Source organism: Ferrimonas sp. SCSIO 43195 (genome assembly GCF_023716685.1).
Classification (GTDB): Bacteria; Pseudomonadota; Gammaproteobacteria; order Enterobacterales; family Shewanellaceae; genus Ferrimonas; species Ferrimonas kyonanensis.
Window position 1 is genome coordinate 385879 of sequence record NZ_CP072679.1, and the last position, 17665, is coordinate 403543.

General features: G+C 61.7%; 14 protein-coding genes. 9 read left to right on the top strand and 5 right to left on the bottom strand.

What is annotated here, in order from left to right:
• Positions 1-45: 45 nt before the first annotated feature.
• The gene (gene lptD, locus J8Z22_RS01905; RefSeq protein ID WP_028112857.1) at positions 46-2373 is read right to left on the bottom strand and encodes an LPS assembly protein LptD; all 2328 of its coding nucleotides are present in this window, start codon (positions 2371-2373) and stop codon (positions 46-48) included.
• Positions 2374-2654: 281 nt separating this feature from the next.
• Between lptD and J8Z22_RS01910 the strand changes: the two genes are divergently transcribed.
• From J8Z22_RS01910 to J8Z22_RS01945, 8 genes are all read left to right on the top strand, one after another.
• The gene (locus tag J8Z22_RS01910) at positions 2655-3650 is read left to right on the top strand and encodes an aminoglycoside phosphotransferase family protein (protein ID WP_252008488.1); all 996 of its coding nucleotides are present in this window, start codon (positions 2655-2657) and stop codon (positions 3648-3650) included.
• On the top strand, positions 3647-4318 hold the full coding sequence (gene murU, locus J8Z22_RS01915) for an N-acetylmuramate alpha-1-phosphate uridylyltransferase MurU (RefSeq protein ID WP_252008490.1): 672 nt from the start codon (positions 3647-3649) through the stop codon (positions 4316-4318). The genes J8Z22_RS01910 and murU overlap by 4 nt, the downstream gene beginning before the upstream one ends.
• Positions 4302-5063, top strand: a complete 762-nt coding sequence (djlA, locus tag J8Z22_RS01920) for a co-chaperone DjlA (protein WP_028112860.1) — start codon at positions 4302-4304, stop codon at positions 5061-5063. The genes murU and djlA overlap by 17 nt, the downstream gene beginning before the upstream one ends.
• Before the next feature lie 21 nt (positions 5064-5084).
• The gene (locus J8Z22_RS01925; RefSeq protein ID WP_252008492.1) at positions 5085-6137 is read left to right on the top strand and encodes a hypothetical protein; all 1053 of its coding nucleotides are present in this window, start codon (positions 5085-5087) and stop codon (positions 6135-6137) included.
• Between the two features lie 51 nt (positions 6138-6188).
• A complete protein-coding gene (locus tag J8Z22_RS01930) occupies positions 6189-6515 on the top strand; it encodes a hypothetical protein (protein WP_252008494.1) in 327 nt (108 codons plus the stop codon).
• A 355-nt stretch (positions 6516-6870) separates the two neighbouring features.
• On the top strand, positions 6871-7251 hold the full coding sequence (locus J8Z22_RS01935) for a hypothetical protein (RefSeq protein WP_028112862.1): 381 nt from the start codon (positions 6871-6873) through the stop codon (positions 7249-7251).
• A 40-nt stretch (positions 7252-7291) separates the two neighbouring features.
• Positions 7292-8245, top strand: coding sequence for a D-2-hydroxyacid dehydrogenase (locus J8Z22_RS01940; RefSeq protein WP_252008495.1), 954 nt, complete (start codon positions 7292-7294; stop codon positions 8243-8245).
• Positions 8246-8357: 112 nt separating this feature from the next.
• Positions 8358-10307: an exoribonuclease II gene (locus tag J8Z22_RS01945; protein ID WP_252008498.1), complete on the top strand. Its 1950-nt coding sequence runs from the start codon at positions 8358-8360 to the stop codon at positions 10305-10307.
• A 56-nt stretch (positions 10308-10363) separates the two neighbouring features.
• Here the strand turns inward: J8Z22_RS01945 and J8Z22_RS01950 are convergent, their stop codons facing one another.
• Positions 10364-12694, bottom strand: a complete 2331-nt coding sequence (locus J8Z22_RS01950; RefSeq protein ID WP_252008500.1) for a zinc-dependent metalloprotease — start codon at positions 12692-12694, stop codon at positions 10364-10366.
• A 47-nt stretch (positions 12695-12741) separates the two neighbouring features.
• Positions 12742-13215, bottom strand: a complete 474-nt coding sequence (locus J8Z22_RS01955; RefSeq protein WP_252008502.1) for a YbaN family protein — start codon at positions 13213-13215, stop codon at positions 12742-12744.
• Positions 13216-13307: 92 nt separating this feature from the next.
• Here J8Z22_RS01955 and J8Z22_RS01960 point away from each other — a divergent pair, with 92 nt between their 5' ends.
• Entirely contained in the window at positions 13308-13442 is a 135-nt protein-coding gene (locus tag J8Z22_RS01960; protein ID WP_084144406.1) for a DUF3149 domain-containing protein, read from the top strand.
• 87 nt (positions 13443-13529) lie between these two features.
• Here J8Z22_RS01960 and J8Z22_RS01965 read toward each other — a convergent pair whose 3' ends face one another.
• Together J8Z22_RS01965 and J8Z22_RS01970 are read right to left on the bottom strand one after the other, a co-directional pair.
• Positions 13530-13949, bottom strand: a complete 420-nt coding sequence (locus J8Z22_RS01965; protein WP_084144407.1) for a YbaN family protein — start codon at positions 13947-13949, stop codon at positions 13530-13532.
• Complete coding sequence (locus tag J8Z22_RS01970; RefSeq protein WP_245595583.1) at positions 13946-17617, bottom strand: response regulator; 3672 nt, start codon at positions 17615-17617, stop codon at positions 13946-13948. Before J8Z22_RS01970 ends, J8Z22_RS01965 begins: the two co-directional genes overlap by 4 nt.
• Between the last annotated feature and the right edge of the window lie 48 nt (positions 17618-17665).

A 17665-nucleotide genomic window follows, 5' to 3' on the forward strand; every position in this document is an offset into this window, starting at 1 on the left:
CCTCGACTTCAGCGACGGTTCCTGCACTGTAACACATTTGTTTTGTCAGTTTTTGAGGTAGTAGGGGCGCCGGTAGTTGAACAAGCCCTCATCCAACATGTCGCTGACGCCCAGTGGACCGGAGGATCCCAGCCCTTTCAACTCAAAGGTCAGGGACCAACTGGTGTCGTAGTCGTCCCTCTGACTGATGGTGGTAAAGCCACTGTCACTGTAGTTGGTGTTCAGGTGACGATCGTAGGTCAGGCGCACGGCCCAGCAGCACGATTCCCACTGAACGCCGGCATAGCTTTCGACGGTCCGGTTAAGGTTGCCGTCGTAGTAATAGTTGCCTACGAAGTAGGTGTCTTTGGCGATCGGCCAGGTGGTACGGAAGCCAAACTGGTTGATGTCGATGAACTCACCGGTGTCCTCGTCGATGGCCAGTTCCGGCACATAACGATGGGAAAATTGCACCAGCTTGTTGTTGCCGGGACGGTAGTCCAGGGTCACTTCCGACTTGTTGGTGGCGCCGGCGTTGGTGTCCAGTTGCAGTGAGCCGGCCAGGAACCAGTGGGTAGCGGCCTGCATGTCCAACTCCATGGCCAGAGCCGAGCTGGATTGCTGAATCTGGTTGGACTCGTTGGGCAGGCTGACTTCGCTGTCGGACAGGTAGAAAATCTGGCCGAGGGCGAAACGCATCTTCTCCTGGTTGTCGCCGTCGAAGAAGCGGGTGGCGACACCCAGAGTCAGCTGGTTGGCGTCGGCGATACGATCCAGGCCAGAGAAGCGACGATCGCGGAACAGACCGTTGTAGTCGTCCTGCAGCTGAGCGGTATCGTAGACGCCGATGTCAGACTGATCCTGATGGGGAATGAACAGGTACTGGGCCTGGGGTTCCAGGGTCTGCCGGTAGGGGCTGCCGGAGAACGTCAGCTGACGCTCGAAGTTGGCCTGACCGTGCACCCGGAACTGGGGCAGAGTCCGGCTGACAAACTGGTCCAGGTCCTGATACAAGGGGTCGTTGTTGTTGCTGGGCACGTCCTGCTGATAGAAGGTCTGCATCAGCTTCATTTCGGTGGTCAGGCTGCCTGCCGGCGTCTGGTAGGGCAGGGTCAGCGTCGGCTCCATGTGCCAGCGAAGGGCACTGAGCTGTTGATTGTCCTGGTGGGTAAAGTTGGTCAGCTCGGTATCGAAGTTGAAGTCCAACCCCTGATAGAAGGCCGGCATCCGGTATTGGAAGGCCAGCTGCGGCATCACCTGAAACGGGTCCTGATCGTCGCCCAGTACCTTGATGTCCTGCACCTTGATGCCCAGGTTCCAGTTCTCCTGGAAGTAGGACGCTTCGCCCACCCGGCTCAGCTGGTTGTCGGTACTGGCACTGATGGCCGAGTCGAAATCGTTGAAATAGTTGTCGTCACTGATGGTGGCGTAGTCGGCGTGCAGGCGCCAGCCATTGTCCAGTCGGGCACTGTGTTCCCAGGAATAGGCGTAGCGATCCGGGCTGCCGGTGAGGCTGCTGAGCCGGTCGTTGCCGATGTACTCCAGGTTGACGATGCCGGCGTTTTGCTCGGTCAGGTAGCGGCCTTCGGTGGCCAGCCAGACGCCGCGGGAGCTCATCACCTGGGGGGTGATGGTCATGTCGAAGTTGGGCGCGATGTTCCAGTAGAACGGGGCCTTAACGTCGACGCCATTTTTGGTGCTGGTACTGAACGAGGGAAACAGGAAGCCGGTCTTGCGCTTGTCCGACACCGGTACCGTCATGTAAGGCACGTAGAACACCGGGGTATCAAACAACCGCACCTGGGCACTGTAGATCTCACCCCACTCTTCGTTGCTGTCGATGATGATCTTGTCGGCCTTCAGCTCCCAGTCGGGCACCTCGGCGGGACAGGTGGTGAACGAACCGCCCTGGAGGACGATGTTGTTGTCGTCGGTGATCTGCAGTTCATTGGCGTCACCATGGACCTGCTGGCCGTGCAACCAGTATTTAGCCTGACTCAGGGTGGCGTTGTATTTGTCGGTGTCGGCGGTCAGATCGTCAGCGGTGATGGTGACCTGAGGGTCCTGATACACCAGATCGCCACTGGCCAGCACTTTCTGTTCCAGCTGCAGCACTTCGGCGTTGTCGGCGTTGATGGCCCGGTTACCCTGGCGCAGCTTGACGTCACCCTGAAACTTGGCTGAGACGCCGGCGATGGCCTGGCTCGAATCGGCGCGTACGGTCACCGGCGCGGATGAGGCTTGTTCATCATTAGTGGCGTTGGGGTCGACCATCATGGGTACGGGAAGGGTAATGGTGCACTGGGTGTCCGGGACCAGCACCTGTCCTTCCTGGCTCCACGCCGCAAAGGGCAGGCAACAACATGCAACTGCGAGTTGATAGCGCATTTTTATCCTTTTGGAGTGTTTGCAATTGGCAGGGGCGCTCTGCTCCCTATACCATTGCAAAAGAGTCCCCGTCCGTTGGCCGGGACACCGCTCCCCAAAGGGCGTTAAACCGACCGATTCTCCCGACGCCACACTGGCCATAGAGGAGTTTAGTATGCTGGACAGAGACTTAATAAAATTGGTTAAAACAACCTAATTATTTTACCGGCAAACGAAAACCATTTTTCGCCCGCGCAAAAGACGTATGATAAAGCAATTTTCAACTTTGGGCTATTCAAGGGGCAGAGATGCAAGATAGCCGTCGAGATCAGCTACAAGGCTGGCTTAATCAATGCTTTAGTCCATCGATTCAGGATTTGGTTCTGATCTTCGGAGACGCCAGTTATCGGCGTTATTTCCGCTTTTCCCATCAGGGTCACAGTTACATCGCGGTGGATGCACCACCGGACAAGGAAAACAGTGCCCCCTTTGTGGCCATGACCCGGGCTTACCACCAGGCCGGTTTACCGGCTCCAGAGATAGTGCATTCGAATCTTAAGCTGGGCTTCATGTGCCAGAGCGATCTCGGTGATGACCACCTGCAGCGCTACTTGTCGGCCTCGACGCTGGCGAACTGGTACTCTCAGGCGCTGTCGCTGTTGGCGCAGATTGGTGCCATTACCGCCACCGAAGACGGCCCTTTGCCAGCCTACGACGAGGCCCTGCTGCGGCAGGAGTTGTCGCTGTTGCCACAGTGGTTCCTCAAGATTCACCTGGGTCAGGAGCCGAACCGCGACTTCGACGCCCTGTGGTCGCCACTGTGTGATCTGTTGGTGGACAACGCCCTGTCTCAGCCTCAGGTGGGGGTCCACCGGGATTACCACTGCCGTAACTTGATGGTGGTGGATCAGCACCTGGCGATCATCGATTATCAGGGCGCAGTGCTGGGGCCGGTGACCTATGACCCGGTATCGTTGCTGAAAGACTGTTACGTCCGCTGGGCGCCGGAACAGTTGACGCCGCTGCTGGACGGTCACTATCAGCGCTTGTCGGCCCTGGGCTGGCTTGGCGGTGCCGATCGGGCCCAGTTCCAGCGTTGGTATGATCTGACCGGCCTGCAGCGGCACCTGAAAGTGCTGGGGATCTTTGCCCGCCTGTGCCATCGCGACGGCAAACCCGGTTACCTGGCGGATCTGCCGCGGGTGCTGGAGTACGTCATCGAGGCCGCCGACGGCTATGATGACACCCGGCCGCTGGCGCAACTGGCCCGCCAGTGGCGCCAGCAACTGGAGGTGCTGGTGTGAAAGCGATGATTCTGGCCGCCGGCCGCGGCGAACGGATGCGGCCGTTGACTGACACCACCCCTAAGCCGTTGCTGCCGCTGGCGCAGACGCCGCTGATTGAATACCACCTGCGGCGACTGGCGGCGGCGGGCATTCGCGAAGTGCTGATCAATACCGCCTGGCTTGGGCAGCAGTTTCCCGAGCAGCTGGGCGACGGTGGCCGTTGGGGGATGAAGATTACCTACCAGCATGAACAGCAGGCGCTGGAAACCGGTGGCGGCATCCTCAAGGCGCTGGATTGGCTCGGGGCGGCGCCGTTTCTGGTGGTCAACGGCGACGTCTATTGTGAGCTGGAGTTCGACCGGCTGCCGATGCTGTCCGAAACCGACCTGGCTCACCTTTGGCTGGTGCCCAATCCGGCTCACAACCCCGGCGGCGACTTTGTGCTGCAGGCGGGGCGGGTCAGTGATCAGGGTCAACCCAGGCTGACCTTTTCCGGTATCGGCCTGTACCGGCCGGCGCTGTTTGATGGCTGCCAGCCGGGCCGATTTGGCCTGGCGCCGCTGCTGCGGCGGGCGATGGCACAGCAGCGCATCAGCGGGACAATCTATTCAGGGCGGTGGTGTGACGTAGGCACGCCACAGCGGTTACAACAGTTGGAGCAGGGTTTAAATGCAGATTTGGGGTAAGGTATTCGGCGGTTTGCTGGGGTTCTTTTTTGGCCGCATTGCCGGACTGATTTTTGGTGTCTGGTTGGGGCACATTTTGGTGGACAAACGACGTACCCCGACCTCGGGTCCACGCCAGAACCTGTTTTTCCACACTACGTTCGCGGTGATGGGCCACGTCGCCAAGGCGTCGGGGCAGGTGACCTCGGCAGACATCGCCCTGGCTTCGGCGGTGATGGACCAGTTGCGGCTGTCTGGCGACGCTCGCCGTGAGGCTCAGGCGGCGTTCCGGGAAGGCAAGGCCGCCGATTATCCGCTGCAGGAGCGGCTCAAGCAGTTGAAACTGGTGATGGCGTTTCGTCGGGATCTGGCGCGGATGTTTCTTGAGATTCAGATTCAGATCGCCCTGTCCGATGGCAGCATCGACGACAAGGAGCGCGCCATCCTGGCGGAGATTGCCCGTCAGCTCGGGTTCTCGCCCCAGGAGCTGGAACAGATGCTGTCGATGTGGCAAGGGGAGCATCATTATCGTGCCAGCGGCTCACAGGGACCGAGCCTGGACGACGCCTACCGCCTGCTGGGGGTGACGGCCGACGATGACGACCGCCAGATCAAGCGCGCCTACCGCAAACTGATGGCGCAGCACCATCCGGACAAGCTGGCCAGCCAGGGCCTGCCCGAGGAGATGATGACCCTGGCCCGGCAGAAGAGCCAGGACATTCAGGCCGCCTGGGAGGTGGTTCGCAGCGAACGCAAACTGAGATAAGTCAGCCACAGGGGAGCGGCCATGAGCTGGGATAACCGGGAAGCGGATGCCCTTAAGCGGGCGCTGAAGCAATGGCAGCAACAGGGATTGCTGGATGCCGACACCGTGCGGCGGTTAACGGCCACCATCGAGGTGCGGCGTTTCGACTGGCGGCGGCTGGCCCGGTACAGCTTCCTGGTGGCCCTGGTTTCTCTGGGGGTGTCGGTGGCCAGTGTGCTGCTGGATCAACGGGTGATCGACTGGATCGCCAGCGTGTTTCAGGCGCCGGTGCTGGTGCGCGCCATTGGACTGGCGCTGCTGGCGTTGGGGCTGCTGATTCAGGGGCAGCGATTACGGCGGCGGGACCACCGCCGCCGCTATCAGGTTGAAGCCCTGTTCCTGGGGGCGGTGGCGGCCATCGCTGGGGCACTGATCTATCTGGCAGACTACCTGTCGGTGGACGAGTCGGTGTGGCGCTGGTGGCTGCTGTCGGCGGTCATGGTGTATGCCTGGCTCGGGGCGTGGCTGAGGTCGTCGCTGATCTGGGCGGTGGCCCTGCTGACTCTGGCGACCTGGCTACTGGTGCATTCGGTGCAGCAGGTGGGTTGGGAGGCGTTGTGGTATGGCATGAACCCCCCGGCGCGCCTGGCCCTGTTGGGGGCGGCGCTGGCGCTGTCGGCTAGCGCCATGTCGCGTCCGGCCTGGCGGCCGTTGCGTGCACCTACCTGGCACATCGGCCTGAGCCTGATGTTCATCAACCTGTGGTTGCTGAGCCTGTTTGGCAACCACCATGATCCCCAGTTGTGGTCAGCCCAGCCCCAGTGGCAACTGTGGCCCTGGGCGCTGCTGGCGGCACTGGTGAGCGTGGCGGCCATGCTTTGGGGCCTGAGGCGAGAGGATGTCGGACTGCGTCTGTATGGGTTGGGGTTTCTGATACTCAACCTCTACAGCCGCTTCTTCGAGCAGTTCTGGGACAGCCTGCACAAGGGGCTGTTGTTTGCCATTGCCGGGGCGGGCTTCTGGCTGCTGGGGCGCCAAGCTGAACGAATCTGGAACCGCAGTCACTCTCAAGATGATTCGCCGCCACTGCAGTGATATTATTGTCACTCAACTCATTGTTTAGTGGTGCTTATGAATATCTCCTCCATGACAGTCAGTTATGCCTCTCTTCGCCCAGCGGTTACGGGTACGCCGCCGGTGGAAAAGCTGCAGCAGAATAAAGAGGTGATACTGGCGGCCAGTGCCCGCCAGCAGCAGCAGGCCACCGTGGACGCCTACCTGACCGCGGTCGGTGCCTCTGTCGACGACGGTGGTGAGGTCAAGCAGGCGATGGCGTTTGCCGACAGCGTTCGTCGAGCCGAGACCCTGGCGCAGATCGATCAGCATTACACGCCCAGGCCCTCCGATCCGGTGGCAGAGCACTACTATCCGTCTGAGCCCGTCTCGGGTCAGTACCTGAACGAGAAGGTTTAAATAAGAATTGTTTGCATTCAGTGCCAGTTCGTCGTACAGTGACCACGTCGGCTGGCAATTCCAAACCGACTCTCATCATCTCCTGCACGATCTGTCTTTTCGAAGACCCGACGCCCTCTGACGCACCATCAGGGGGCGTTTGTGTTTTTGCTGTGTCCATACTCTCTGTGCTTCCACGGCTTTTTTGGGTTAACGACCTGGGCGCGATTGGCGGTGGCCAGGCCAAGCGTACTGACACTTCATTTGTAAAAACAACGCACTGTGGAAATGCCGCAGCGAGGTTCGGTTTTTCGGCATTGACCCGAGGGTCGCCACTCCTACAATGAGCCGCCTTTTTTCAGTGGAGACAAACGAGATGAAACAGTGGTTGATGATGGCGTTGGGGTTGACCTTGGCTGCGCCGGTCTGGGCGTCGCCGCGGGTGGGGATTCAACTGGGCAGCGATAACGGCGTTACCGTGCACGCTCAAGGCTGGGATGTGGGGGTCAGCGTCGAGCGCTTCGCGGTCAGTGTCGACCGCCGCATTCCGTCTAACATCAATCCGGCGTTGTATTTTGGTGTCGGTGGCATGATCAGCGACACCGACGATGAGGAGATTGGTCTGCGGCTCAAAGCTGGCCTGGCGACGCAGATCGACCAGGTGGAGCTGTTTGCCGAGCTGGTGCCGGTGTTTTATCCCGGCAAGGATCTGGAGATGGATCTCGACTATGGCGTTGGCCTGCGGATTCGTTTCTAATGAGCGCTGACCCCAAGCATTAACTGGCTGAGGAGCGGCAATGAAGCAATTGGTGGTATTGGACGGACACACCTTGAACCCCGGTGATTTGAGCTGGGAGCCGCTGCGGGCACTGGCCTCGACTCAGGTGCATGAACGAACGCCGGCGTCACAGGTTGTGGCCCGGGCGTCCGCGGCCGAGCTGCTGATGACCAATAAGACGCCGCTGACGGCCTCGACCCTGGCACAGCTGCCGAAGCTCAAATACATCGGCGTGCTGGCCACCGGCGTCAACGTGGTGGATGTGGCGGCTGCCCGCGAGCGTGGCATCGTGGTCACCAATGTGCCTGCCTACGGCCCCGCGTCGGTGGCGCAGATGGCGATGGCGCACCTGCTGCATCACAGCAGCCGGGTCGCCTGGCACCACCAGCGGGTGGCCCGGGGGGACTGGAGCGCCAGCGACGACTTCTGTTTCTACGATGGGCCACTGCAGTCGCTGCAGGGGCAGATTCTGGGGCTGGTGGGCTACGGCGAGATCGCCCGTCGGCTGGCCGCCATGGCGGAGGGCTTTGGCATGCGGGTGGTGTTGACCACGCCCAGCCGCAAAACCGATCTGCCCGAAGGGCGCCGCTGGATGCCGCTGGAGGCGTTATTGCAGTGCGCCGACGTGGTCAGCTTGCACTGCCCGCTGACCGACGACAATCAAGGCATGATCGATGCCCGTCGTCTGGCGCTGATGAAACCCACCGCGATGCTGCTCAACACCGCCCGTGGGCCGCTGGTGAATGAGGCGGATCTGGCCCGGGCCCTGCATCAGGGCACCATCGCCGCCGCCGGCCTGGATGTGCTCAGCAGCGAACCGCCCCGGCCCGACAACCCGTTGCTGTCGGCGCCCAACTGCAGTATTACTCCCCATAATGCCTGGGCCACCCTGCAGGCGCGGCAGAACCTGCTCAATATTGCGGTGGCGAACCTGGCCGCGTTTCTCCAAGGCAAGCCGCAAAACCGGGTCTGAATCCGGGGGGAAAGGCGTGGTGATTGACTCGTTTATCCCTTAAACTTGCCTCTCTTTGGGTCACCCGGCTGGGGTGGCTTAACTCCCTTTTGGCAACCACGGAATTCTTTGGATGTTCCAGGACAACCCGCTGCTGCAGCAGCTCAAAGCACAGATTAAAGAGACCCTGCCCACGGTCGAAGGCCAGGTCAAGGCCACCGAGCGTGGCTTCGGTTTTTTGGAAACTGACAAGGGCGACAGCCACTTTATTCCGCCGGCCTACATGAAGAAAGTGGTCCACGGCGATCGGGTCTCGGCGGTACTGAGAACCGAAAAAGACAAGCCCGTCGCCGAACCGGATCAGTTGCTGGAAGTGGGGTTAGACCGGTTTATCGCTCGAGTGAAGTTCGTCAAAGAGCGGCTCAACGTGGTGCCGGATCACCCATTGATGCGCGAGCCGATGCGGGCCAAGTGCAAGGGCCTCAAGGGCTCTGAGTTGTCCAACGGCGACTACGTGGTGGCCCAGCTGGTGAAGCATCCGCTGCGTCCGGATGAGCCCCATTTTCAGGTGGAGATCACCGAGTTGGTGGCGGCACACAACGATCCCCATGTGCCCTGGTGGGTGGTGTTGGCCAAACACGACCTGGCCAAGGCCGAGCCGGCCGATCCTCAGGGGTGGCAAACCCCGGGCGACAGCCAGCGTCAGGATTTGACCCAGCTGCCGTTTGTGACCATTGATGCCGAGTCCACCAAGGACATGGATGACGCCTTGTATGTGGAGGCTCGGGAGCAGGGCGGCTGGTGGCTGCACGTGGCCATTGCCGATCCGACCGCGTACGTGCAAGCCGGCGACGAAGTCGATGTGGAAGCGCGTAAACGCGGTTTTACCCAATACCTGCCGGGCTTTAATGTGCCGATGCTGCCGCGGCAGCTGGCCGATGAGCTGTGCTCTCTGGTGGAAGGCCAGCAGCGCTACGCGGTGGTGGCGCGGATTCCTGTGGCCAGCGACGGCAGTGCCGGTGACGCCGAGTTTTCACTGGCGACCATCGCTTCCCACGCCAAGCTCGCCTACGACAAGGTCTCGGATCGTCTCGAGGGACAGGAGGGGGCCTGGCAGCCACAGGATGCGGTGATCGCCGAGCAGATCGATTTGTTGCATCAATTGGCTCAGGCACGCATCGATTGGCGCGAACAGCACGCACTGGTGTTCCCGGATCGCCCGGATTACCGCTTCGAGGTGGACGATCAGGGTAACGTGGTCACCATTCATGTGGAGCCACGCCGAATCGCCAACCGCATCGTGGAGGAGACCATGATTCTGGCCAACTCGGCGGCGGCGGCACTGCTGGCGGAACGGGTCGGCGGCGGCGTGTTTAACGTTCACGCCGGCCTGGACAGCGAGCGGGTAGACGCAGCCCGGCAGATGCTGGCGGACAATGGCCTCGAATTCGATGGCGAGCGACTGCAGACTCTGGCTGGCTATTGCGAGTTGCGCCGGGCCCTGGACGCTCAGCCCGACGGCTATCTGGACGCCCGCTTGCGGCGGATGCAGGCGTTCTCCGAGATGGCGGCCACGCCGGGTGCCCACTACGGCATGGGCTTGCAAGGCTACGCCACCTGGACCTCGCCGATCCGCAAGTACGGCGACATGGTTAATCACCGTCTGCTCAAGGCGGTGATTCAGGGCGGCACGCCAGAGTCTCTGCCGGATGCGGCGCTGATTGACCACCTGACGGCGATGCGTAAGTTGCACCGCTTGTGCGAGCGGGACGTGGGTGACTGGCTGTTCGCCCGTTACCTGGCACCGAAGGCCGGCACCGATGAGGTGTTTGTGGGTGAGATCATCGACATCAATCGTGGCGGCGTGCGGCTACGGTTGCAGGAGAACGGCGCGGTGGTGTTCCTGCCGGCGCCCCTGCTGACTGACGACAAGTCCAGGCTGACTCTGGTCGGGGATCAGGGGCTGGCCCAGTTCGACGGTGAGCAGGTGTTCCGCTTGTCCCAGAGCCTTGAGGTGGTGATCCACGAAGTGCGGGTCGCCAATCGCAACATCGTGGTGGCACCGCGGCATAAGCTGGTCTAAGTCGTCGAGACAGAGAAAAACGGGTCGCTGCGGCGACCCGTTTTTGTTGGCGGCGGTTAAATCGGTGACCCCGGCGGCAGCGGCAGCGGCGCCGGGATGGCCCGAATGCTGTCGTCGCCGAGTCCGCGCTTAATCACCTCGGCCAGTTGCCGGTAATGGGCGGCGGCGGTGCTGTCGGAGCGGCGCGCTTTTCGCTGCAGACGGTCGCCAATGTCGGTCAGGGTCGCACTCAGCAGCGCTTGCACCTCCGGGGCGCTGTCGTCGTCGTGGCGGGCGCTCAGCAGGGCATCGACGCTAACGGCGTTGACCCGCATCTGCAGTGCGCCACGGCGGCCTTCGTCAATCCCCTCCAGTAGCGTTGCCTCGGCGAGCGGCTCCAGCAGTTGTGTTAATCCGGGCAGTTCATCGTCGTCGAGGTGCTGTTGCATCAGTCGGTTGAGGCGTGCGGGGGCCAACATCAGGGTCAGGCAATGGCGGGCAGCCACCTCGGCCATCCCCAGGGGATCGCTGATGGGGCCCAGACGCGAGCCGAAGTGCTCGCGGCTGCTTTGGTAGCCGGCGGGGTGGGGCTGAAGGTAGTGGCGCGCCGATTCCGGCAAGGCCAGAGTCGACGGCATCAGGGTAGTGATCAGGGCATCGATGGCCTGTTGCTGGCGCTCAGGGCTGACCCAACGGGGACTCGACGTGCCGTAATCGTAATCCACCCCGGCTATCAGCCTTGCCACAGCCTCGGTCTGGTAGCGATGCAGCAGGTAGGTGGGCACCAGCAGGGTGGTCAGTTCGCTGACGGGCTCGCCGCTCAGCAGCGCTGCGGGATTCAGTTGGGTCAGCGCCAGTTGTCGAATTCGAAGTAACCGCGACAGCTCGGCGATGGGGTCCTGGCCGTTGTCCCACAGGTTGGCGGCCGGATGGGCGCTGCCCGGGGCCCGGGCATCGGCGTCACTGAGGTACAGCAGCCCCTGCTCGGTGGCCTGGGCGGCCAGGCTGTGCTGACGGCTGGGGTTGCCGTAACCAAAACGGATGGCGTGGTAGTCCCACTCCCCCAGCCCGGTATCGTAGGCGCCGGCCAGCTGCACGCGATCGTTTTCCAGTCTCAGCTTCGGATGGGGGTAATCCATCACCGAACCGTGGCCGCTGGCAGAGCCGGCAAAGTTGTGGGCCAGTCCCAGGGTGTGGCCGACCTCGTGGGCCGCCAGTTGCCGAAGCCTGGCCAGGGCAAACTGCTGGGCATCGGCGAACGCTTGTTGCCGGTCAGGCCAGCCGGCACTGAGGGCGCGGGCGATGCGATCGTCCTGGCGTACCCGCAGCGACCCCAGGGTCACATGGCCTTTGAGGATTTCACCGCTGCGGGGATCGAGGATGGCGTCACCAAAGGACCAGCCGCGACTGGCGCGATGAACCCACTGAATGACGTTGTAGCGCATGTCCTGGGGATCGGCATCCTCGGGCAGCATCCGCACTTCGAAGGCATCCAGGAAGCCCGCTTGCTCGAACGCCTTGCGCCACCATTCCGCGCCGTCCAACAGGGCGGTGCGCATCGGCTCGGGCACGGCATTGTCCAGGTAGTAGACGATGGGGCTGGCGACCGCCGACGGCGCTGCGCCAGGTGTCAGTTTCTGCAACCGGTGCCTGGGCTGCCAGCGCACCTGCAGCGGTTGCGACAGTGGTTGGCTGTAATCATTGAACTGGTAAGCAAAAAAGCCGGACTGCGGGTGGAACGGCACCGGGGTCATCGGTGTTTCGGGCAGACGGATAAAGGAGAACCGCACCTTCAGAGACAACCGGGAAGGATCGGCGGCAACCCGCTGCAGCTCTGGTCCGCCCTGATCTCCGGTGAAGCTGACCTGAATGTCGATGTCGCTGTTATCGACAAACCCCTTGATGCCCTGATCGGCGACGAAACTCAGTGACGGTTGCAGTTGAAACTGGCCCTGCTCGGTGGCTCTCAGGCGCTCGGCGATGCCGTGCAGATCCTGTTGCAGCAACGGGTCTAGCGATGCTTGGCCGTTTTGGTCCAGGCGGCCCCGCCACAGAATGGTTTCGGCAAAGGCGTGTTTGACCGCTTGGGTTTCGGCGGCCGAATTCGAGTCGGCGCGAAATCCACTGTTGAGCTGACGCAGCACCAGGGCGGCGCCGTGGCGCTCAAACTGCACCAGCCGTTGACTGCCCAGCTGGCCCCGATCCAGGCCGACGTCGTTGGAGCCCAGCCCGCCAGGCAAACTGGTGACCAGCAGCAGCGGCGTGTCCAGGGGCGGCTCGGTCAGCATCACTTCGCCGTTGTCGCTCAGGCTCAGAGTCAGGAAGGTCGGGGCCGGCTCGGCGTGAACCGGCCACAGTAACAGCAGCGCCACCACAGAAAGCAGGCGGCGCACCAGCAGGGAGGGCATGGCGCATCCTTGTCGCAATGGGGGTAAGCCCCGGAGTTTTCTCCAGTCTATGTGTCTTTGCCGGTGGGCTCAACCTGTGGCAGCACTGGCCCGACTCGTCGCCACAGATGCACAGAGACGCCGAGGCCGATGCTCAGCAACAGCAACTGCACCGGCAGCAGCGGCGCCAGGGTGATCGCCAGCCCCATGCCCAACCACAGGCTGATCAGGGTCAGGGTTAACTGCCTGGGGCTTACCGGACGCCGATTGAGGTAGGCGTCCAAAGGCGGACCGAGCCAGGGGTGGGTCAGCAACCAGCGTTGACAGCCAGGGTGAGCTTTGCCCAGGCACAGGCTGGCGAGCAGCAGAAACGGCACCGTCGGCAGCAACGGCAGCACCATGCCGATGACGCCAGCCACTACCGACAGGGCGCCGGGGATCAGCCACCAGACGTTGAGGCGGACGGGCTCCAGCGCCTGGGACAGGGCGGGGTTGATGGTCTCGTCGAGCTCGGCAACCTGCTGATTACTCCTGTGCATCATTTGCGCAACACTCCTTGATCCGGATCATGGGGAGGCGGTCAGGCATGGGGTAGGGTAGAAGCCGTATTCACACGTATTACAAGGAGTTTCCCATGTCTCATTGGTTTAACTTGATCATGGACAGCCCCATCGGCTGGATGTCGATGTTGGTGATACTGGCGACCTGTGGCATCGTCGGCTACATCGGTTGGATGTTTTGGAAGAAGTCGGCCCTACCTGGCCAATGACCAGTTAATGATAATTATTCTCATTTTGGGCCGGGCTTCAAGCCGGTGATTGAGGCTAAGTGGGGGAGTGTGAACCGGGTCACGTTGTTAGTCGTGCAGACGGGGCAGCCTGGCAAGATGCACCGATACCGCTAAGCCGATGCCGGCCAGCAGCAGTTTTACCGCCAGCACCGGGGCCAGATAGATGGCGATCCCCATGCCAAACCAGATGCTGGCGATGCTGCCCCACAATTGACGCCGGGTCATCCCTTTCCGTTCCAGGTAGTTGCGCAGCACCGGCCCCAGCAGCCGGTGATTGAACAGCCACGCCTGCATTCGGGCCGATGAGCGGCTGAAACAGGCGGCGGCCAACAGCAGGAAGGGCACCGTTGGCAGCAGCGGCAAAAACATCCCCGCCAACCCCAGGGCGGCACAGAGGCTGCCCAGCCCGATCAGCAGGTAACGGGTCAGCGGGCGGCGCCGGTAGGTTTTGACCTTGGCCGGCGGCTCGATGGGGGCATTACTCATGTCTCGACGCCCTCACCCAGCCAGTGTTTCACGGTGGCGAACAGTTCCGGCAGGATAATGGGCTTGGTAATGTGGTCGTTCATGCCGGCGGCCAGACTCTTTTCGCGATCGCCACTCATGGCGTGGGCGGTCATGGCGATGATCGGCAACTGCTGTTCGTTGGCAAATTCGCGAATGGTGCGACAGGCGGTCAGGCCATCCATCACCGGCATCTGAATGTCCATCAGCACCAGATCGAACTCCTGCTCCTTGACCAGATCCACCGCGACCTGGCCATTTTCCGCGACGCTGACCTGATAGCCGGCGCTCTTGAGCAGTTCGGTGGCCACTTGCTGGTTGATGAGGTTGTCCTCCACCAGCAGGATGTGGGCCTGCTGAGCCGGGGCATCCTGCTCTGGGGTGATGTCCGGAGTCGACTCGATGTTGTCGTTGGAGAAGTTGCTGATCAGCACATCAAACAGCTTCGAGGCGTTGAATGGCTTTTGCATCACCGCCTGAATCTTTCCTTGCTGCACCTGATCCGACAGCGAGCTGCCGGTAAAGGCGGTCATGATCAGAATCACCGGTCGCCGCTCCAGGGTGCCGTCGGCCACCAGTCGGTCGATCTGGTTCACCACTTCGATGCCATCCATGTCCGGCATCATCCAATCCAGCAGCACCAGTTCCGGTTTGGATTGCTTGATGGCGGTGACCGCTTCCTGGCCGTTCTGGGCCAGATCGACGTGGAACTGGAAGTCCCGTAGGTAGGTGGAGTAGATCTGCAGCGCGGTGCTGTTGTCGTCCACCACCAGCGCGGTGAGCTGATTGCCGTGGGGGGAGATCAGCTGGGTCTTCTGCGGTGGTTGCTCGACCCGCTTGGCGTCGATGGTAAAGCTGAAGGTGGAGCCCTCGCCGGGAACGCTGTGCACACTCAGATCGCCGCCCATCAGGTTGACCAGGTGCTTGCTGATGGACAGCCCCAGGCCGGTGCCGCCAAAGCGGCGGGTGGTGGAGCCATCGGCCTGGTTGAAGGCATCGAACAGGAACTTCTGTTTGTCCTCGTCGATGCCGATGCCGGTATCGCGGACCCAGAACTTGAGGCGGATGCGGCCGTTGTGCTCCTTGAGATCTTCACACCCCAGCTCCACTTCGCCGTGGTCGGTGAATTTGACGGCGTTGGACAGCAGGTTGATCAGCACCTGCCCCAGACGCAGGGGGTCGCCAATCAGGTGCAGGTTGGCACTGACCGAGGAGTACAGCTGCAGATCGACCTGTTTCTCTTGTGCCTTGAGCGAGTTGAGGCTGACGGCATGTTCCAGCACCTTATCGAGGCTGAAGCGGGTTTGTTCCAGCTCCAGCTTACCGGCTTCGATCTTGGAGAAATCGAGGATGTCATTGATGATCCGCAGCAGCGACTCGGCGCTGTAACGGGCCTTCTCCAGGTAGTCTTTCTGTTTGGCGGTCAGCTCGGTGCGCAGGGCCAGGTGCATCATGCCGATGATGGCGTTCATCGGCGTGCGGATCTCGTGGCTCATGTTGGCCAGGAATTCGCTCTTGGTGACGTTGGCCAGTTCGGCGTCCTGTTTGGCCTCCAGCAGGATTACTTCGTTGTCTTTCTGCTGGGTAATGTCTTTGTGGGTGCCGAGCAGTCGAATTGGCTCGCCTTCGTCGTCACGCTCCACCAGTCGACCCCGGGACAGAATCCAGCGGTAGTGGCCGTCTTTGCCCTTCATGCGGAACTCGATGTTGAACGGGGTGCTGGAGTCATCCAGGTAGGCGTCGATGTAGCTCTCCACCCGCTGCCGGTCGTCCGGGTGCATCAGCCGGTAGTAGGTTTCGATCAGCAGTGGGAATTCGCCGGACTCGTAGCCCAGCATGGTGTAGTAGGCCGGGTTACAGATCAGCTGGTTGGCATCCAGGTACCAATCCCAGACGCCGTCCTCCACCGAGTCCATGGCCAGGTGGTAGCGCTCTTCCGACTGTTTCAGCTTCTCCTGCTGTTCCGATTCACGGGTGATGTCGCGCCACACCCCAATCAGCCCCAGCAGTTCGCCGCGGCCGTTGTAGAACGGCAGTTTCAGGGTGTCGTACAGCACCGCCCGACCGTTGTATTCGTTCTTCTCGCGGTAGCGCAGCGGCACTCGGTCGCGCAGTACCTGGGCGTCCTCCTCCGCCAGTTGCCGGCCTTTCTCGCCGTCGAGGATGTCGGTGACCGACAGCCCCAGCAATTCGCTCTCCTGGTGGCCGAACAGGGTCTCGGCAGAGCGGTTGCAGCCGAGGAAGCGGCCGTCCACGTCCTTGAACATGATCGCTTCCGGCATGGCGTCGATGAGCGAGCGCATCAGCGAGAAGTCACGCTCACGGCGTTCATTGGCTTCGCGCAGGCGGGCGGTGCGCTTGGCCACCAGTTTGTCCAGGCGCCGATTCTGGGCCGCCAGGTGCTGGGTGTATTGCTGATTCTCTTCAAAGGTGCGGGAGATCAGCTGGAACCAGGGCTCCCAGCCTTCGAGGATCCGCTTCGGCGGCGGTGTCGGTTGGTTGGCGCAGTCTTCCAGGTGGTTGAGCAGCTTGGAGGCCGGGCTGACGAAGGCGCGGCGGGTCAGCCAGTGGACCACGGTCACCAGCAGCGACAGGGCGATGATCACCATCAGGAAGGTGGATTCCAGTTTCTCCCAGGCATCGGCCACCACCTCCTGCTCTGGCTGCAGATACAGCAGCGACCAGGGGGCGTTGGTGAGCTTGATGGCGCGCACGTAGTAGCCGTTGATCAGCTTGGCGTCGGTGTCGTCCAGCAGCCGCTCCAACGGCACGTTGTGCAGTTGCGCTGGAATGCGCTGGCTCAGGTGATAGGTGCGCGGCAATTCATCCAGGTGCATGTCCGGGTAGGACAACACGTTGTTGGCCCGGTCCAGCAGCAGCACCGTGCCCGGAAGATCGAAGTAGCGCTCAATCTGCTCGGTCAGGGTCGACAGCCTCAGCTCCATGTAGATGGCGGCCAGGAAGGTGTCACCCACGTACACCGGAATGCCGACGGTGGTGGCCAGCTTGTCTTCGGCGTTGCGGTGGGCGTCGGACCAGAACACTTTGCGCTCCGGGTTGTTCTCCGGCTTGGCCATGTCAAACAGCGGGCTCTGCAACATCTGCGGCTCGAACTGATGCTCGGGGCCGGGCCAGGGGTAGATGGACATCATCTGCTGAGTCGACAGGTAGTAGATGCTGGCGCTCTTGGGGGCCATCTGTTTGGTCACCGGCAGGCTCAGGGACATCTGGTACAGGGTGTCGAGTTCGCGGTAGAACAGTTCCGAGCGCCCCTCCAATTGGCCCTTACCTGAGATGAAGCCTTTTTCGGCAAAGGTGTTGCGGGCGTTGCGGTAATCCGGGCGCAGCGAGAAACGGTCGCCTTCGCTGACAAACTGGTGCCGAACCTGCAGCTGGGTCATGGAGGCGGCGTCGCTGTTGCGCATGTGGATGGCGGTAAACTCCTGCAGCGCTTGCACCGCCCGTATGCTGGCGTCCAGCAGCAACTCCACCTGATGGGAGTGCTGGGTGACCTGCTCCACTTTTTCGATCAACAGCTGCTGTTTCTGCTTGGTGAACACCATGGCGGCCACCACCAGCGACAGGATCACCACCCCGAGGTAGGTATAGAAAACCGCTTTGTTGTAGTTGTTGAGAATGGGTGTCTTCACAGTGTGCAACTCATGCCCGGCGCCATAATCGAACGGTCAGTGTACCAA